Consider the following 17,205-nt stretch of genomic DNA (forward strand, 5'->3'; position numbering starts at 1 on the left):
CACGTCATCGCAACAGGGGTCCATCATTCAACCGGGCCAGCCGCAGCTGGAACAGCACCTTGGTGATCAGCAGGCGTTCTTCGATCGGCTTCAGCACCAGGTCGTTGGCGCCAGCCTGCAGCAGGCCGGTCTGGTTGTGCGGATTGCCATCGCCGGTCATCACCAGCAACGGCAGACGGCGCTTGCCGTAGCCGAAGTCCACGCGCACGCGCTGCACCACGTCGCGGCCGCTCAGCTCCCCCTTCAGGGTCACGTCGGTCAGCACCAGGTCGATGCGATGGCGGCTGCGCCCCAGCGATTCGGCGGTCAGCAGGGTGAACGCCTCTTCGGCGCTGACCACATGCATCACGTTGAGCTGCTGGCGCTCGAGCATGCGCTTGGTCGCCTCGGCCACCACCCGGCTGTCCTCGATGTAGAGGATGGTCGCGCCGGGAATGGTCTGCGGCTGCACGTAGCCGCGCACGAACGTCGCCAGGGCCTCGTGGCCCAGCGATTTGTCGAAATAGTCGGTGACGTACTCGGTGAAACGGCGCTGCTCCAGGTGCTGCTGGGCGTCGCCGGAAACCACGATCACCGGCACATAGGCCTGCCCGGCGGCTTCACGCACCATCCGTGCCAGCGCCAGTCCGTCGCCATCGCGCAGGGTCAGCGAGGTGGTCACCAGATCAACCGGGCCCTGCGCCAGCGCATGCTGGGCGTCTTCGATGCTGTCGCAGCCGATCACCTCCACGCCCGGCAGATCGCGCTGCAGGACGTCGGCGATCAGCTTGCGCACCAGCTTGGAACCGTCAACCACCATCACCCGCGTCGCGGGCCCTTCAAGGTGCTTCAGCGCTTGCGGTTGCATGCCGGTCTCAGGTGTCGGTCGGGCGGGTCTGGCGGAGGAAGTGGCCGGTCACCAGCCATGCACCCAGCCAACCCAGCAACAAGGTACCGAGCAGTACCAGGCTGCCATGCAGCAGGTCCAGGCCATGCAGCACGAACGGGCTGCCATAGCTGCGCGACAGCTCGGCCAGCGGCGCGCGCAGGGCGGCACCGGCAATGCCGATCAGGCCCAGCGCAACCGCGCCGGCGCCCAGGCCATACCAGGCGCCCAGGTACAGGAACGGGCGGCGGATGAAGCCATCGCTGGCGCCGAGCAGCTGCAGCACACCGATTTCCTCGCGGCGGGCCTGGATGTCCAGGCGCACGGTGTTGCCGACCACCAGCGCAGCGCCGACGCCGAGCAGCACCGACAGTACCTGCACCAGCCGCGCGCCGAACGCGAGCCATGCATCCAGGCGCTGGCGCCACAACGCGTCATGCTGGACCAGATCTGCCCCGGGCAGGCTTTCCAGCGCGCGCGCCAGCCGCGCATCGTCCTGGCCCTGGCCAGGGGTGATCACCAGCAGCGAGGGCAGCGGGTTGTCGTTGAGTGCGTCGATGGCTTCGCCGAGGCCGGCCTGGCGCAGTTCCTCCAAGCCCTGTTCCGGCGTGCGCACGGTGACGCTGGCCACATCCGGACGATCGCGTAGTTCACCGGCCAGGCGCAGCGCACCGGGGCCGTCGACGTCGGCCTTCAGGAAGACGTTGATGTCGCGCGACTGCTGCACGCTGCCGGCGAACTGCTTGAGGTTGTCCAGTGCGATCGACAGGCCCAGCGGCAGCGCCAGGGCCAACGCCATGACCATCACGGTCAGCAGCGTCGCCCACGGTTTGCGGCAGGCGCGGCCGAGGCTGAACACCACGCTGTGCACGTGATGCTGGAACCACACGCCCAGGCGCGACGGCGCAGCGGCTTCGGTGTTTTCGTTCTTGGCCATGGTTACTCCGCCAGATCCTGCGGCGAGATGTCGTCCACCAGCCGGCCGTGGTCGAGGATCAGCACGCGCTTGCGCATGTGGCGCAGCAGCGGCAGGTCATGGCTGACCACCAGCACGCTGGTGCCACGCGCGGGCAGCTCGGCGAACAGGGACATGATTTCCGCCGCCAGGGTCGGGTCGAGGTTGCCGGTCGGTTCATCGGCTACCAGCAGCTTGGGCTCGCCAACGATCGCACGGGCGATGCCGACGCGTTGCTGCTCACCAGCCGACAGCTGCGAGGGCAGCGCCTTTTCGCGGTGGCCCAGGCCCATGCGCTCGAGCACCGAACGCACGCGCTTGTTGATGTCACCACGGCGGGTGCCGCGCAGGATCAGCGGCAGGGCCACGTTCTCGGCGATGGAACGGTCCATCAGCAGGCGGTGGTCCTGGTAGACCGCGCCCACCGCGCGTCGATGCCGCGGCACATCGCCGCCGCGCACCTTCAGCAGGTTGCGCTCGTCGAACATCACCGCGCCGCGGCTGGGCCGCTCGTCGAGGTGGATCAACTTGAGCAGGGTGCTCTTGCCCGCCCCGGAGTGACCGGTGACGAACAGCATTTCGCCCGGCGCGACCTCGAAGCTGACATCGGTCAGGGCTTCGTGGCCACCGGCGTACTGTTTGCTGACATTGTCGAAGCGCAGGACACTCATGCCCCGATTATGCAGGACCGGCGCGACGGCGTGGAGATGCCGGGGCGCTGGTGGGTGCCGACCGTTGGTCGGCACGCCCCGAAAGCCACCCGACTAACGGTCGGGTGCTACCGCACCGATCAGCTGCCCGACAGCATCCGGCGGATCTTGCGGCCGATACGGGTCAGGAACGAATCGCCGGCATCGGCGCTGGTGCGCACCGGCTTGGCCACCACCTGCACCGGCTTGACCGGAGCGGCACCGTTGCCGTCACTCGCCACGCCCTCGGCACCCTCGACCGGACGGCCGTGGCGGCGACGACGACGCTTGCGCGGCTTGCGCTCGCCGTCCACCGCAGCTTCCGGCGCAGCTTCAGCGCGCGGCGGACGCGGGGCCTGCACGGCAGCGGCTTCGGCCGTCACCGCGCCCTCGACTGCTGCGGCGGCAACCTGCTCGCCTTCCACACGCGGCTTGCGCGGGGGACGCGGACGGCGTTCGCCATCACGGCTACCACGCCCAGCGCCAGCACCGCTGCCGGAACGACCGCCACTACGGCCGCCGCCACGACGCTCTTCCTCGGCGGCACGCGCTTCGCGTGCTTCGCGGAAGATCTGGCCGACGCTTTCGTTCTCGTCACCTTCCTCACCCGGTGCCGGGGCGGCACGCTCCGGGCGCGGCAGCGAGGTCAGGATCTCGCTGGTGACCGCTTCAACCGGGATCTTCTGTTCGATGTAGGCCTCGATGTCCGGCAGGCCCATCGCGTAGCGCTCGCAGGCGAAGCTGATGGCATCGCCTTCCTCGCCCAGGCGGGCGGTACGGCCGATGCGGTGCACGTAGTCTTCGGCGTCGAACGGCAGGTCGTAGTTGTAGACGTACTTGATGCCGTCGATGTGCAGGCCGCGGGCGGCCACGTCGGTGGCCACCAGGATTTCCAGCTGGCCCTTCTGGAAGCGGTTGAGCAGGCTCTCACGCTTCTTCTGCGGCACGTCGCCGGACAGCACGCCGACGCGGTAGCCGGAACGCTCCAGCGAACGGGCCACGCGCTCGACGAACACCTTGGTGTTGACGAAGACCATGGTGCGCGCGCCTTCGCTGCGCGACAGCAGGCCCAGCAGCAGCGGGATCTTCTCTTCGTCGGCCGGGAAGTAGATGCGCTGGCGCACGCGCGCGGCGGTGATGGTCTCGGCTTCGACCACCAGCTTCTGCGGCTCGTTCATGTGCTCATAGGCCAGCTCGAGCACGCGGTGGCTCAAGGTGGCGCTGAACAGCAGGGTCTGGCGGGTGGAGCGCTCCGGCATGCGGCGCAGCAGGAAGCGGATGTCCTTGATGAAGCCCAGGTCGAACATGCGGTCGGCTTCGTCCAGCACGCAGATCTCGCAGGCGTGCAGCGAGACCACCTTGTGCTGCTTGACGTAGTCGATCAGGCGGCCGGGGGTGGCGATGATCACGTCCACGCCCTGCTGCAGGATCTCGCGCTGCTTGTCGTAATCCACGCCGCCGTACACCAGGGCGAAACGCAGGCCGAGGTCGGAACCGAACTTGACCGCATCCTTGTGGATCTGGATGGCCAGTTCGCGGGTCGGGGCCAGGATCAGCGCGCGCGGATCTTCCGGCTTGCGATCGGCCAGCGCCGGACGCGTCAGCAGGCGGTTCACGACAGCGACCAGGAAGGCCAGCGTCTTGCCGGTGCCGGTCTGGGCCTGGCCGGCGACGTCGCCACCGGGCAGCGCGACCGGCAGGGTCAGCGCCTGGATGGGCGTGCAGCGGGTGAATCCGGCTCCTTCAAGACCGGCCTGCAGGGCCGGATGCAGATCGAAGGAGGAAAAAGTCAAATCGGTCAGCGGTTTGTCGCTCATGTGTCCGTCTTGGTATGGCCACGCGCCTGCGGGCGGCGGCACTGAAATCTGTCTGGGGCTCCGTCGCAAACTGCGGCCCCTGCGGCGGGTCGGGCTGGCCGGGACCCCTCGGGTCCGCGCGCCGCACAATGCCCCAGTTTACCGCACTCGGGCCGGCAAACCGGAATCAGGCGTCTCAGAGCCCAGGGAGACGCACCTCTTCACCCCGCAGTACCGCGCTTGAACAGCGGCGCATGCGCCCATGGCCTACCGCGCCAGCACCCCCATTTCAGCCATGGACAGTGAAATCGGACACATACCGTGCTCAGCCCCGATCACGATACGCTGGGTTCCAGCCAGCATCTGTCCGCGCCCTGCGATAGGGGTACACTGCCGGCCGTGAGCGTCCAGGCATCCCGCCGAACGCACCGTGGCAGTCCGCCGCGAGGCAACGACGAGGGTCACGCCACCGGGCATGGCCCAGTTCACCCACCTCCGGCCTGGCCGGGTGCAATCCAAGACGAGAAACCAAGATGAGCGACAAGGTTGTACACGTCGGCGATGCCGACTTTGATAGCGCCGTACTGAATTCCAAGGAACCGGTGCTGGTCGATTTCTGGGCCGAATGGTGTGGCCCCTGCAAGATGATCGCCCCGGCGCTGGACGAACTGGCCGATGCCTACCAGGGCCGCGCCAAGATCGCCAAGGTCAACGTGGACAACAACCGCGCACTGGCCGCCAAGTACCACGTGCGTTCGATTCCCTACCTGGTCGTCTTCAAGGACGGCGAGAAGGTCGGCGAGCAGATTGGTGCCGTTGGCAAGGCCCAGCTGGCCGGCCTGCTGGACAAGGCCCTGGCCTGATCCTGCGGGTAACCGGCAGCCGTTTTCCACGGCTGCCGGGCGGGGGCCCCGGCGCCTGACTGAATACCGTATCCGGCGACCCTTGCGTGGCGCCGCGGGCCGATGATAGTGTCGGCACATCCGGCCGCGTTCGCGTGCCGCATCTTCTGGACGCAGTTTCTTCCAGACCCATTCCCAATGTTCGCCGCCCCAGCCGGGCGCTCGCACCTTCAAGCGAGGAATAACGCTCTTGTCCGATAACACTTCCGAAACCGGTAGCGCTGATGCGCCCGCCGAAAAGCGCGTGCGCAAAGCCCGCGTAACCAAGGCTGCCGCTCCGGCCGCCGCCGAAACCAGCGCTCCGGCGCAGCCTGCCCTGCCGCTGGCAGCCGCGCCCGAAGCGCCGGCACCTGCCGCAGCGCCTTCCGCACCGAGCGCACCCGCCGCCGAGGCCCCTGCCAGCAGTGGCGGTGGCGAAGGTGGTGAGGGCCGCGAATCCGGCCAGGCGCGGCAGAACAACCAGGGCGGTGGCCAGAACCAGAACCCCTACAACCAGGGCGGCCAGCAGGGCCAGCAGGGCCAGGGCAACCGCCGTGATCGTTTCCGCAACCGCCGCGACCGTGATCGCAATGGCGGCGGCGGTGGTGGCAACGGCGGTCGCTTCCGCGACGACGGCATGCCCAACGACAACGGTGAACAGCAGCCGTTCGTACCGCGTCCGCACGCCAACGTGCCCGAAGGCTTCCCGGTCTATTCGCTGAGCGACCTCAAGCGCATGCCGGCCCAGAAGCTGCTGGATATCGCCGAGCAGCTGCAGATTTCCGAGGGCGTGGCCCGTGCCCGCAAGCAGGACGTGATCTTCGCGCTGCTGAAGGTGCTGACCCGCCACGGTGACGGCGTGGCCGCCGACGGCGTGCTGGAAATCCTGCCGGACGGCTTCGGCTTCCTGCGCGCGGCCGAAGCCAGCTACCTGGCCGGTCCGGACGATACCTACATCTCGCCCAGCCAGATCCGCCGCTTCAACCTGCGTACCGGCGACCACCTGTCCGGCCGCATCCGCTTCCCGAAGGACGGCGAGCGCTACTTCGCGCTGTCGATCGTGGACACCATCAACGGTGAGCCGCTGGAAGCATCGAAGAACAAGGTGCTGTTCGAGAACCTGACCCCCCTGTTCCCGCGTCGCCGCTTCACCCTGGAGCGCGGCAACGGTTCCTCGGAAGACATCACCGGTCGCATCCTCGACCTGATGGCACCGCAGGGCAAGGGCCAGCGTTCGCTCATCGTTTCCCAGCCGAAGGCCGGCAAGACGATGATGATGCAGCAGGTCGCCACCGCCATCACCACCAACCATCCGGACGTGCACCTGATCGTGCTGCTGATCGATGAGCGCCCGGAAGAAGTGACCGAAATGCAGCGCACCGTGCGCGGCGAAGTCATCAGTTCGACCTTCGATGAGCCGGCCGCACGCCACGTACAGGTGGCCGAAATGGTGATCGAGCGCGCCAAGCGCCTGGTCGAGCACAAGAAGGACGTGGTGATCCTGCTCGACTCGATCACCCGCCTGGCACGTGCCTACAACAACGTGGTGCCGAGCTCCGGCAAGGTGCTGACCGGTGGTGTGGACGCCAACGCCCTGCACCGCCCGAAGCGCTTCTTCGGCGCCGCACGCAACGTGGAAGAAGGCGGCAGCCTGACCATCATCGCCACCGCGCTGGTCGATACCGGCTCGAAGATGGACGAGGTGATCTACGAAGAGTTCAAGGGCACCGGCAACAGCGAAGTGCACCTGAGCCGCCGCATCTCTGAAAAGCGCGTGTTCCCGGCCATCGACATCAACCGCTCGGGCACCCGTCGCGAAGACCTGCTGATCGAACCGGAACTGCTGCAGAAGATCTGGATCCTGCGCAAGCTGCTGCATCCGATGGATGAAATGACGGCGATGGAATTCCTGCTGGACAAGATGAAGAACACCAAGTCCAACGACGAGTTCTTCGGTTCGATGAAGCGCTGATCGCGCGGCATTGATGCACTACGGAAAGGCCCCGCGATGCGGGGCTTTTTCTTTGGGCGGCGGCAGGACAGACGGCTTCACTTCGCGGTCCAGCGTTTTGGCGATAATCTGCGGGACAAATGCCTGACTCTCCGCCCCGGCCGTGCTGGCCGGGCCGCCGATTCCCGCTGTTGCCCCATCCGGAGGATCCGGCGGGTCCAGCCCTGCCCGATCCTTCAACCGCATGCGCACACTGTCCCCCCGGCTCAACCTGGGCAAGCTGATCCTTGCCCTGGCCCTGCTCAGCGCTGTCATCGCCCTGGCCAATACGCTGCTTGCCAGCTATCGCGTGCAGCGCGACCAGCTGGTGGGAAACACCCTGGAAGCCAACCGCGTGTATGCCACCAAGCTGGCCGAGACCACGCAGAACTTCCTGCTGGCCGCGCAGCAGCAGCTGGCCTATGCCGCCACCCGGCTTGGCAACAGCGACATGGATCCGGCCCAGGCGCAGGATGAGGCCAGCCGTCTGCAGCTGCAGTCCAGCAGCTTCAATTCTTCGCTGGTGGTGGCCAGCGATGGGCGGGTGATCGCGACCTCGCCGCAGAGCCTGCAGTTGCAGGGCGAGATCCTGCGCAGCGCCGGCAGCAAGGCGGCACTCGATCGGCGCGAGCCGATGATCAGCGATCCCTACCAGTCGGCCACCGGCAAACTGCTGATCTCGATCTCGCACCCGGTGTTCGACCGCAGCGGCCAGTACCGCGGCTATGTCAGCGGCACCCTGTACCTGCGCCAGCGCAGTGCGCTCAACACCCTGCTGGGTACGCACTACTACCGCGATGGTTCCTACCTGTACGTGGTGGACCGCCATGGCCGCCTGATCTATCACAACAACGCCAAGGAAGTGGGCACCTACGCGTTGAACAACCCGGCGGTGAAAGAGGTGATGCGCGGCCAGCGCGGTGCGCAGCAGGTGCTCAACAACCACAAGGTGGCGATGCTGGCCGGTTACGCGCCCGTCGCGGCAACCGGCTGGGGCATCGTCGCGCAGCGCCCGACCGAAGCGACGCTGCAGCCGCTGTCACGGCTGATGTCGGCGGTGATCTGGAATGCCATTCCGCTGGGCGTGCTGTCGCTGCTGATCACCTGGTGGTTCGCCCGACGTATTTCGCTGCCGCTGTGGCAGCTGGCGCGCAACGTGCAGGACGGCGAAGACACCGGCAACGCGATCAGTCACGTCAATGGCATTCAAGCCTGGTACTTCGAAGTGGCGCAGCTGAAACAGGCCGTGCTGTACAGCTTCAATGCGCTGCAGGACCGGATCGGCACGCTCAACCGGGCCAGCCGCACCGATCCGCTGACCGGCCTGCTCAACCGTCGCGGGCTGCAGCAGGCGCTCGACGCACTGCAGGTGCAGGGGCTGCCGTTTGCGATCCTGACGCTGGATATCGACCGCTTCAAGTCGATCAACGACAGCCACGGTCACGACGTCGGTGATGCGGCCATCGTGCATATCGCCGAACAGATGCGCCGCCACTCGCGCGAGACCGACGTGCTGTGCCGCGCCGGTGGCGAGGAGTTCCTGGTGCTGCTGCCGGGCGTTGGCGTCGAAGCAGCCCGGCAGACCGGCGAGCGCCTGCGCCAGGCCATCGCCGACGAACCCTTCGCTCCGGTGGGCACGATCACTGTGTCGCTGGGTGTGGCCCATTTCCCCAGTTTCCACACCGATCCGGAACAGGCACTGCGCTTGGCCGACAAGGCCCTGTACCTGGCCAAGGAACAGGGCCGTAACCGGGTCGTGGTGTACCCGCACGCCGATTGAGCACATCGATTGAAGCGGGATGTGCCGGGACAGGCCCGGTGCATCCCGCAATGACGCATCAGCCCAGCGGGGTGAGCAGGCGTGGGCCTTCCTGCGCGCGTCCGACCATGTACACACCGCCTTCGGGCAGCAGGTCGGTCCCGGCAACAAGGCTTTCCTCGCCGGTCTCACGCTCGCCACCCACCTTGCTGAAATTGGCATCGACCAAGCGGACACGCATGCTGCCTTCGACCGGGTTGTCGGCCATCAACCGCAGGCGCACCGTCGTGCGTGCCTGCACGGGCTTGCCATCGACCAGCACCGGCTCGAAACGCCAGTCCTGCACGGCGTTGTCCTCGAAACCGGCAATACCCGCATCGACTTTTTCGCGATGGTCGAGCTGGAACCCTTCAACCTGGCCTTCGCGGCCGATGTCGGTGAAGCCGCTGAGGGTCATGCTGGCCTCGGCCTGCTTGCGTACCTCGCGCGCGGCCTGCGCATCGGCAGTATCGACCAGGGCGGCACCGCCAGACACCGCAAGGGCCAACGCCAGGAAAACAGAAGAACGCATCACAGCCACTCCTTGTGCATGAAGGCCAAAGCCCAGCGCAGACGAGGCGCCGGCAACAATCAAGCCAACCGCTGCGCGGCCGAATAGGGTGGCGTGTCCGGATAATCACCCGCCGCAAAGCGCGCCTGCAGCCCTTGCCACCAGGCGGGGTCGAACAGATGCCGATAGTGCTCGCGTACCGCCGCCAGCTCCTGCGCCGGCAACCCCATGAACGGCCCGAACCGCTCAGGGAAGACATCGCGCGGGCCGACATGAAACCAGGGCTCGTCGGCCATCGCTTCTTCGGCGGAGCTTGGCTCGGGCCAGGCACGGAATACGCAGTCGCTGACCAGGCACAACTCGTCGTAGTCGTAGAACACGGCACGGCCGTGGCGCGACACGCCGAAGTTCTTCGGCAGCATGTCACCGGGGAAGATGTTGTTGCGCGCCATGTCGGTGATCGCCTGCGCGTAGTCGAGCACGGCTGCGCGCACGGGCTCGCCAGCCTGCTCGCGCAGGTAAAGGTTCAATGGCCGGAAGCGACGCTGCACGTAGCACAACGCAATCTCCACCTCGTCGCCATCCACGCGCACGCTCTGCGCGCACTGCTGCAGCAGCTCGTCCAGCAACGCGGGGGCAAAGCGCTCGCGCGGGAAACGCAGATGCCGGTAGGGCTGCGCGTCAAGCAGACGGCCGACGCGATCGAGGTTGAACACCAGGGCGTACTTTTCCTCCACCTGCTGCCGCGACATCGCCTTGGGCCAGGCGAAACGGTCGCGGATCAGCTTGAACACCAGCGGATAGCTGGGCAGGGTGAACACCGCCATGACCATGCCCGGCGTGCCTTCGGCATGCGCCAGGCGCTCGTTCGGGTGTTCATTGAAGTGGCGGAAGAACGTCCGGTAACGCTCGGTCTTGCCCTGCTTGGCGCGTCCGAGCACAGTGTAGATCTCGTCGATCGGCTTGCCCGGCAGCAGGCTGCGCAGGAACACCACCGCATCGCCAACGGTGCCCAGATCGGCCTGGAAGTAACTGCGTGACACGCCGAACAGGTGGGCCACATCACGACGCCGGGTCAGCACGGCGTCGGCACGCAGGCCATGGCCGTCGTTGACCAGCGCGATCACGCACGGCGAGAAACGGTGTTCGCCGAACACGCGCCCGACCAGATAGGCGCGACGCTCGCGGTAGAACACGGTATCGAGCAGTTCGATGCTGCGCACCGGCGTGTCACCCCAGTGCGCCAGATCATCCTGCAGGCGCACGGCGATGGCTGCGGCACAGCGCAGCTGGTGCGCATACGGAACATCAAAGCGGTAGTCGGCCAGCACCCGCTGCAGCGCCTCCACCGGCCGCGTTGGCGAGACGGCATAGGTATGGCGCGCTACCGGATGAGTGATCGCGTCGGAGGGCTCGACATCAAAGGCGATGAACTCCACTTGCGGATCCACGCCGCGGATGGCGAACAGCCGCCGCGACAGGGTGTTGTAGAAGGTCTTGTACAGCTCTGCGTCGATCAGGCCCTGCAGCAGGGCGCTGTAGTGCGCGTGCACCTGCAGCCACAGCGCGCGTTCGCTGATCGCGTCACCGGCCAGCCGTCGCAGCGCATCCATCTGCTCGGCGATGCACTGGTCGTAGAGGGCGATGCGCTCCACCGCATCGTGACGCGCCGCTGCCCAGTCGCGCTGCTGGAAACGCACGCGGGCACGCGCAGAGATCGCGGCGAATCGCGCATGGTAGTCCTCGAAGCCATCACGGATGGCATCAGCGATGCGCGGTGCAAGTTCGGCGGAAATGACAGCGGGCGGCATGTACGGCTCACGACGGAGAACCGATGCCACCATACGCTGGCGTGGGGTGGCTTGTGTAGAGCCGAAGGCCGCTGCTCCTGCGGCAGCCTTCGGCCCTACCGCCATGCGCCCGGCTCAGATCGCCAGTTCGGCCTCCACGTCCTGCACCTTGCGCCGCGCCAGGGCGAGGTTGGACTTGGCCCGATCCAGCACGATGTAGAAGAACAGGCCCTTCTTCTTCGCCACCGGGCGCATGATGTGGTACGCCTTGCCGAGCGAGATCAGGATGTCCTCGATGCCATCGTTGAGGTTGAGCGAGGCGGCGGTTTTCATCTTCGCGCGGATCACTTCGGTATTGCCGGCCGCAGCCACTTCCATGTCCATGCCCGAACCGGCTTCGCCCAGCAGCATGCCGCTCTCGTAGTCGACCAGCGCCACGGCCTGCGCGCCATCGATGCCCATCAGTGCAGTCAACGAATCATTCAATCCAGCCACGTTGCACCCCTCTCAAAGTTGGTTCGAGCCCCTCGTTCCCCTGCGGCCGGGCTCACGATCCGCTGAGTTCGGCCAGGATCGCCTGGCCACATTCCCTGCTCTGCCACAACACCTGGCCGATCACGCTGCGCTGGTCGCAGGCCGCCATCAGCAGCAGCGGCGCTCGTCCCTCGGCCTGGATGGCGAGCATCAGCACCTTGCCGCCGGCAGCCTCCAGCATCAGCGTCTGCAGATCGCCCAGTGCCAGCTCGCGCCCCACCGCCGCAGCCAGGGCCAGCATCGCGCTGGTCATCGCCGCCAGGCGCTCGCCGCGCCCCTCCGCACCGGCGCTGACCAGGGCAAAGCCATCGACGCTGGCCAGCACCACGGTCCGTACCCCTTCCACCCGTTGCTGCAGGTCCTGCAGCAACGGCTGCAGGCGCTCACGCTGCTGCGCGTCCGGCAACGGCGCGCCTTGTCCATCAGCCATGTGCGGCCACCAGTGCATGCGCTTCCATTTCGCTCATCAGTACATCCATCAGCAGCAGTCCTTGTTCGCGATCACGGGCATCCACGGCCAGCAACGGCAGCGGCTGGCCATCGAGCCGGGCGCGATCGGCCCAATCATCCAGTGCCGCTGCCGGCACCTGGTCGAGATGGGTCACCGCCACCACCAGCGCCAATGCCGGACCGAACGGGCGCAGCACCTGCAGGTAGGCGTCCAGTTCGGCGGCCACTCCGGCCCGGCGCGCGTCGAGCAGCAGCACGGCACCGCGTGCGCCCTGCAGCAGGATCGGCCACAGGAAATCAAAGCGCTGCTGGCCGGGCGTGCCGTAGAGACGCAGGCGCTCGCCGTTGGGCAGGTCGATATCGGCGTAGTCCAGCGCCACTGTGGTCGACGCCTTGTCCGCACCCGCGCGGTCGCTGTTGGCTACATCGGTGTCGACCACCGCACCGGCGGCGATGCTGCGTACCAATGTCGATTTGCCGCTGCCCATGCCACCGAGCACCACCACCTTGTGCTCACGCATCGCGGTCACTCCCGCGCAGCGTCCGCCACAGGCGTGCGAGCAGGCCGGTGTCGGCAGTGCTGGCACGTGCGCCCGACAGCGGTGCGGCAGGCGCGACCTGCAGCTGTGCATAACCACACAGGTAGGCGGCGTGGATGAAATCGCGCACGGCGGCGGCGGGAAGATCCAGCAGCATCGCGCATTCGTCCACCGTGCAGGCACGCTTGAGCAGCAGCGAACACAGACGGAATCCATCGTGATCGTGGCCGAGCACGCGGAAATCCGGCCAGCGCAGCAGCTTCACCGACGCCCCGCGCAGGCGCTCGTCCAACGCCTGCCAGTGGCGGCTGCGCTGTGCCCATTGCCACAGCAGCGGACGCAGCGGCAATCGCGTGCGGTCACCCGCCAGTGCCTGCAGCTGCGCCGGCTGCAATGCATCCAGATGCAGATGCTCGAAGCCCTGTGCCAGACGTTCCACCAGCACCGTGGCCGGCTCGTGCAGCAGCACCGCCTGGTCCTGTTCCAGATCCAGCAGCAACAGCGGCTCTGCGCCCTCGCCCAACAGCGCCTGGCCCTGCCGCAATGGCAGGCGCTCGCGCAATAGACGGGTGATCGCGTGCGCACCGTCCGCCAGGCGGATCGGTGTCGCTTCGGTACCGGCCTGCATGCCGCGTAGTGCGCGTCCTATCGCGCCATCATCCAATACGTCCTGGCCACCATCGCCTTCGCGCAACTGGCCACCGAGGTCTTCGATCCAGCAGTGCAGCCGCGGGCGCTGCTGGCGCATGCGCAGTGCCGCGTTGCGCAGCGCTGGCGTATCGCGGATCACCAGCAGGTCGCAGTCGTCCAGGTCCTGGCTGCGGCGGATCTGCCCGTCGGGCAACGCCGAGGCCAACCGCAGCCGTTGCAGCAGGGCCTGTTCGCCCTGGATATCGGTTCCCACTACGAGCACGCGTGCCATCCGTGTTCCCCGTGCGACCACCTCCCCGGCGGTCTCGCATCGCCAAGGCTAGGCCATGGCTTGCCGCCATCGTCGTGATCGACTGCTCATATTGGTGGCAGTAGTGAACACGCACGCATCCGTTCTGCGACGGCCATCGCGGGCAAGTTTCATGCCGTGTTGACGGCATTCCGACAGACGACGGATTTCACGGTTCTGTGCCTGAGTAGACCTACGCCATGGGTGGGGTCAGGTCCCTCTGCGGTGCAGAGGAGTCTGACCCCGGGCCCGCAAAAAAAAACCCGCGCCGAAGCGCGGGTTTCGAGGTCCCAACCGGGCGGCGATGGATCAGCCGCGCAGCTGCTCCAGCGCGGCATTGAAGGTCGCGCTCGGACGCATCGCGGCAGCGGCCTTGGCCACGTCCGGACGGTAGTAGCCACCGATGTCCACGGCCTTGCCCTGCACCGCGATCAGCTCGTCGACGATCTTCTGCTCGTTGTCGGCCAGCGCCTTCGCCAACGGAGCGAAGCGTGCCTGCAGTGCAGCGTCTTCGTTCTGCGCGGCCAGCGCCTGCGCCCAGTACAGGGCGATGTAGAAGTGGCTGCCACGGTTGTCGATGCCACCCAGCTTGCGCGACGGCGACTTGTCGTTGTCCAGGAACTGGCCGTTGGCCTCGTCCAGTGCCTTGGCCAGCACGCGGGCAGCGGCGTTGTCGTAACGATTGCCGAGGTGCTCCAGCGACGCGGCCAGGGCCAGGAATTCACCCAGCGAATCCCAGCGCAGGTAGTCCTCTTCGACGAACTGCTGCACGTGCTTCGGGGCCGAACCACCGGCGCCGGTCTCGAACAGGCCGCCACCGGCCATCAGCGGCACGATCGACAGCATCTTGGCGCTGGTGCCCAGTTCCATGATCGGGAACAGGTCGGTGAGGTAATCACGCAGCACGTTGCCGGTCACCGAAATGGTGTCCTCACCCTTGCGGATGCGGGCCAGCGAGAACGCGGTCGCTTCCACCGGCGGCAGGATGCGGATGTCCAGGCCGTTGGTGTCGTGGTCCTTCAGGTACGTCTCGACCTTGGCGATGACCTGCGCGTCGTGGGCGCGGGCGGCGTCCAGCCAGAACACGGCCGGAGTGCTGCTCAGGCGGGCGCGTTCGACGGCCAGCTTGACCCAGTCCTGGATCGGCGCGTCCTTGGTCTGGCACATGCGCCAGATGTCGCCGGCTTCCACGGCGTGTTCGAACACCACGGTGCCGGCGTCGTCGGTGACCTTGACCACGCCGTCGGCAGCGATCTGGAAGGTCTTGTCGTGCGAGCCGTACTCTTCAGCTTTCTGCGCCATCAGGCCGACGTTAGGCACCGAGCCCATGGTGGCCGGGTTGAAGGCACCGTTGCTGCGGCAGTCGTCGATGACGGCCTGGTACACGCCGGCATAGCAGCGGTCCGGAATGACCGCCTTGGTGTCCTGCAGCTTGCCTTCGGCGTTCCACATCTTGCCGGAATCGCGGATCATCGCCGGCATCGAGGCGTCGACGATCACATCGCTCGGCACGTGCAGGTTGGTGATGCCCTTGTCCGAGTTGACCATGGCCACGCCCGGGCGCTGTGCGTACTCGGCAGCCAGGTCGGCCTCGATGGCGGTGCGGGTGGCTTCGGGCAGCGACGGCAGGCGCGCGGCCAGGTCACCGATGCCGTTGTTGGCATCGAAACCGGCCTGCTTGAGCACGTCTGCGTGCTTGGCCAGCACGTCCTTGTAGAACTCGTTGACCGCCACGCCGAACATGATCGGGTCGGAGACCTTCATCATGGTCGCCTTCAGGTGCAGCGAGAACAGCACGCCCTGGGCCTTGGCATCGGCGATCTGCTCGCCGATGAAAGCGGCCAGGGCCTTGCGGCTCATCACCGCGGCGTCGACGATCTCGCCGGCCTTGACCGCGGTCTTTTCCTTCAGCACGACGGTGCCGCCGTCCTTGCCGTGGAAGGTGATCTTCAGCGAACCGGCGTTGGCCAGCGTGGCCGACTTCTCGCTGCCGTAGAAATCACCGGCGGCCATGTGCGCGACGTGCGACTTCGAATCGGACGCCCAGGCGCCCATGCGGTGCGGATGCTTGCGGGCGTAGTTCTTCACCGACAGCGGCGCGCGCCGATCGGAGTTGCCTTCGCGCAGCACCGGATTCACCGCACTGCCCTTGACCTTGTCGTAGCGCGCCTTGTAGTCGCGCTGCTGGTCGTCGGCCGGGGTTTCCGGGTAATCCGGCAGCGGATAACCCTGGCCCTGCAGTTCCTTGATGGCCGCCTTCAGCTGCGGCACCGAGGCGGAGATGTTCGGCAGCTTGATGATGTTGGCGTCTGGGGTGGTCGCCAGCTGGCCCAGCTCGGCCAGGTCATCGTTGACCTTCTGCGCATCGCTCAGCAGTTCCGGGAACAGCGAGAGGATGCGGCCGGACAGCGAGATGTCACGGGTTTCCACCGCGATGCCGGCAGTGGAGGTGTAGGCGTCGACGATCGGCAGCAGCGACTGGGTGGCCAGGAACGGTGCTTCGTCGGTCAGCGTGTAGAGGATCTTGGACATGGGGGACTTGGACTCTGTAGCAGTGCTCAGGGGAAGGCCGGCGCCAGCGCCGGGCCACGTGCAACCGTGTCGCTTTCCTCCGCCGCCGTCAGGGTGGGCGCGCGCCGGGGAAACCCCTGCATTGTCGCGTTTTCAGCCGCGCGGGGCAAAGCCGCGCCATACGCGGCGGTACTGCACCCCGGCAACGCTGTGATCCATCCACGCATGGCGTGGATCTACGAAAACATCGCCGTGCCCAGCGCAGGTAGATCCACGCCATGCGTGGATGGAAATGCCGCGTGCCGGGCTCCGGTAGATCCACGCCATGCGTGGATGGAGCCCTCCCACAAAATCCACAAACAAAAAAGGACGCAGCCTCGCGGCTGCGTCCATCGTGAGTCCAACCGGGAGAGAGTCGGCGGGACTTACTTGACCTCGAACTCCTGCGGCGTTCCGGCCGCCTTACCATCGACCATGACTTCGGCGCGGTACTTGCCGGCCGGCCAGCCATTGGCATTCTTGAAGGTGATGTTGGTGGTCTCTGCACCGCTGGTGTTCAGGGTCGCGTTCTGCTCACCGGCCACCTGGCCATCCTGGTAGGTCAGCTTGGCGCCGACGGTGACATTGTTGGCCGCGCCATCGGTCTTCACCGAAACGATGACCTCGTCCTTCGGCGCGAACAGGGCGGCAGTGGTCACCGACTTGTCAGCAGCGGCAGACTTGCCGACGGTGACGGCCGAAACAGCAACGGCCGATGCAGCCATCGGCGGCGGCGCGCCGGTCATCGGAGCGGGCGCTTCGGCCGGCGTGGTTGCCGCCGGAGCCGCGTTGTTGTCTGCAGTTTCTTCCTTCTTCTTGCAGCCCACCAGGGCGACACTGCCCAGCAGTGCGGCCAGCAGGGCATTCTGAAGCGGGGTCGTCTTGATCATTCGGGGTTCCTCACAGGGATTGTCGGA

General features: G+C 66.7%; 15 protein-coding genes. 3 read left to right on the forward strand and 12 right to left on the reverse strand.

What is annotated here, in order from left to right; genetic code table 11:
* Positions 1-4 precede the first annotated feature (4 nt).
* The 4 genes from QOL57_RS10800 to rhlB all read right to left on the reverse strand — a co-directional run bounded on the left by QOL57_RS10800 (position 5) and on the right by rhlB (position 4,326).
* Positions 5-847 carry a response regulator gene (locus tag QOL57_RS10800; RefSeq protein ID WP_089237300.1) on the reverse strand — a complete coding sequence of 281 codons (843 nt, stop codon included), beginning with the start codon at positions 845-847 and terminating at the stop codon, positions 5-7.
* A gap of 7 nt (positions 848-854) precedes the next feature.
* Positions 855-1,802 carry a permease-like cell division protein FtsX gene (gene ftsX / locus QOL57_RS10805; RefSeq protein ID WP_089237302.1) on the reverse strand — a complete coding sequence of 316 codons (948 nt, stop codon included), beginning with the start codon at positions 1,800-1,802 and terminating at the stop codon, positions 855-857.
* 2 nt (positions 1,803-1,804) lie between these two features.
* A complete protein-coding gene (gene ftsE / locus QOL57_RS10810) occupies positions 1,805-2,491 on the reverse strand; it encodes a cell division ATP-binding protein FtsE (protein ID WP_025878609.1) in 687 nt (228 codons plus the stop codon).
* Between the two features lie 119 nt (positions 2,492-2,610).
* Positions 2,611-4,326, reverse strand: a complete 1,716-nt coding sequence (gene rhlB, locus QOL57_RS10815; RefSeq protein ID WP_089237304.1) for an ATP-dependent RNA helicase RhlB — start codon at positions 4,324-4,326, stop codon at positions 2,611-2,613.
* Between the two features lie 512 nt (positions 4,327-4,838).
* Here rhlB and trxA point away from each other — a divergent pair.
* The 3 genes from trxA (at position 4,839) to QOL57_RS10830 (ending at position 8,956) form a co-directional block, all read left to right on the forward strand.
* A complete protein-coding gene (trxA, locus tag QOL57_RS10820) occupies positions 4,839-5,168 on the forward strand; it encodes a thioredoxin (RefSeq protein ID WP_025878607.1) in 330 nt (109 codons plus the stop codon).
* A gap of 229 nt (positions 5,169-5,397) precedes the next feature.
* Positions 5,398-7,158, forward strand: coding sequence for a transcription termination factor Rho (rho, locus tag QOL57_RS10825; RefSeq protein WP_089237306.1), 1,761 nt, complete (start codon positions 5,398-5,400; stop codon positions 7,156-7,158).
* A 223-nt stretch (positions 7,159-7,381) separates the two neighbouring features.
* Complete coding sequence (locus QOL57_RS10830) at positions 7,382-8,956, forward strand: sensor domain-containing diguanylate cyclase (protein ID WP_089237308.1); 1,575 nt, start codon at positions 7,382-7,384, stop codon at positions 8,954-8,956.
* Between the two features lie 58 nt (positions 8,957-9,014).
* Here the strand turns inward: QOL57_RS10830 and QOL57_RS10835 are convergent, their stop codons facing one another.
* From QOL57_RS10835 to QOL57_RS10870, 8 genes are all read right to left on the reverse strand, one after another.
* Complete coding sequence (locus tag QOL57_RS10835; RefSeq protein ID WP_089237310.1) at positions 9,015-9,506, reverse strand: hypothetical protein; 492 nt, start codon at positions 9,504-9,506, stop codon at positions 9,015-9,017.
* Positions 9,507-9,565: 59 nt separating this feature from the next.
* Positions 9,566-11,296 carry a bifunctional isocitrate dehydrogenase kinase/phosphatase gene (aceK, locus tag QOL57_RS10840; protein ID WP_089237312.1) on the reverse strand — a complete coding sequence of 577 codons (1,731 nt, stop codon included), beginning with the start codon at positions 11,294-11,296 and terminating at the stop codon, positions 9,566-9,568.
* Positions 11,297-11,410: 114 nt separating this feature from the next.
* Positions 11,411-11,770 (reverse strand): hypothetical protein, encoded by a 360-nt coding sequence (locus QOL57_RS10845; protein ID WP_089237314.1) that lies wholly within the window; start codon positions 11,768-11,770, stop codon positions 11,411-11,413.
* Between the two features lie 52 nt (positions 11,771-11,822).
* Positions 11,823-12,239: a roadblock/LC7 domain-containing protein gene (locus QOL57_RS10850; protein ID WP_032976421.1), complete on the reverse strand. Its 417-nt coding sequence runs from the start codon at positions 12,237-12,239 to the stop codon at positions 11,823-11,825.
* Entirely contained in the window at positions 12,232-12,780 is a 549-nt protein-coding gene (locus QOL57_RS10855) for an ATP/GTP-binding protein (RefSeq protein WP_089237316.1), read from the reverse strand. The genes QOL57_RS10850 and QOL57_RS10855 overlap by 8 nt, the downstream gene beginning before the upstream one ends.
* Entirely contained in the window at positions 12,773-13,720 is a 948-nt protein-coding gene (locus QOL57_RS10860) for a hypothetical protein (protein ID WP_089237318.1), read from the reverse strand. Before QOL57_RS10860 ends, QOL57_RS10855 begins: the two co-directional genes overlap by 8 nt.
* A 327-nt stretch (positions 13,721-14,047) precedes the next feature.
* Positions 14,048-16,270, reverse strand: a complete 2,223-nt coding sequence (locus QOL57_RS10865) for an NADP-dependent isocitrate dehydrogenase (protein ID WP_089237320.1) — start codon at positions 16,268-16,270, stop codon at positions 14,048-14,050.
* A 404-nt stretch (positions 16,271-16,674) separates the two neighbouring features.
* A complete protein-coding gene (locus QOL57_RS10870) occupies positions 16,675-17,178 on the reverse strand; it encodes a hypothetical protein (protein WP_089237322.1) in 504 nt (167 codons plus the stop codon).
* Between the last annotated feature and the right edge of the window lie 27 nt (positions 17,179-17,205).

Origin of the sequence: Stenotrophomonas sp. yr243 (genome assembly GCF_900184195.1) — a bacterium.
Classification (GTDB): Bacteria; Pseudomonadota; Gammaproteobacteria; order Xanthomonadales; family Xanthomonadaceae; genus Stenotrophomonas; species Stenotrophomonas lactitubi.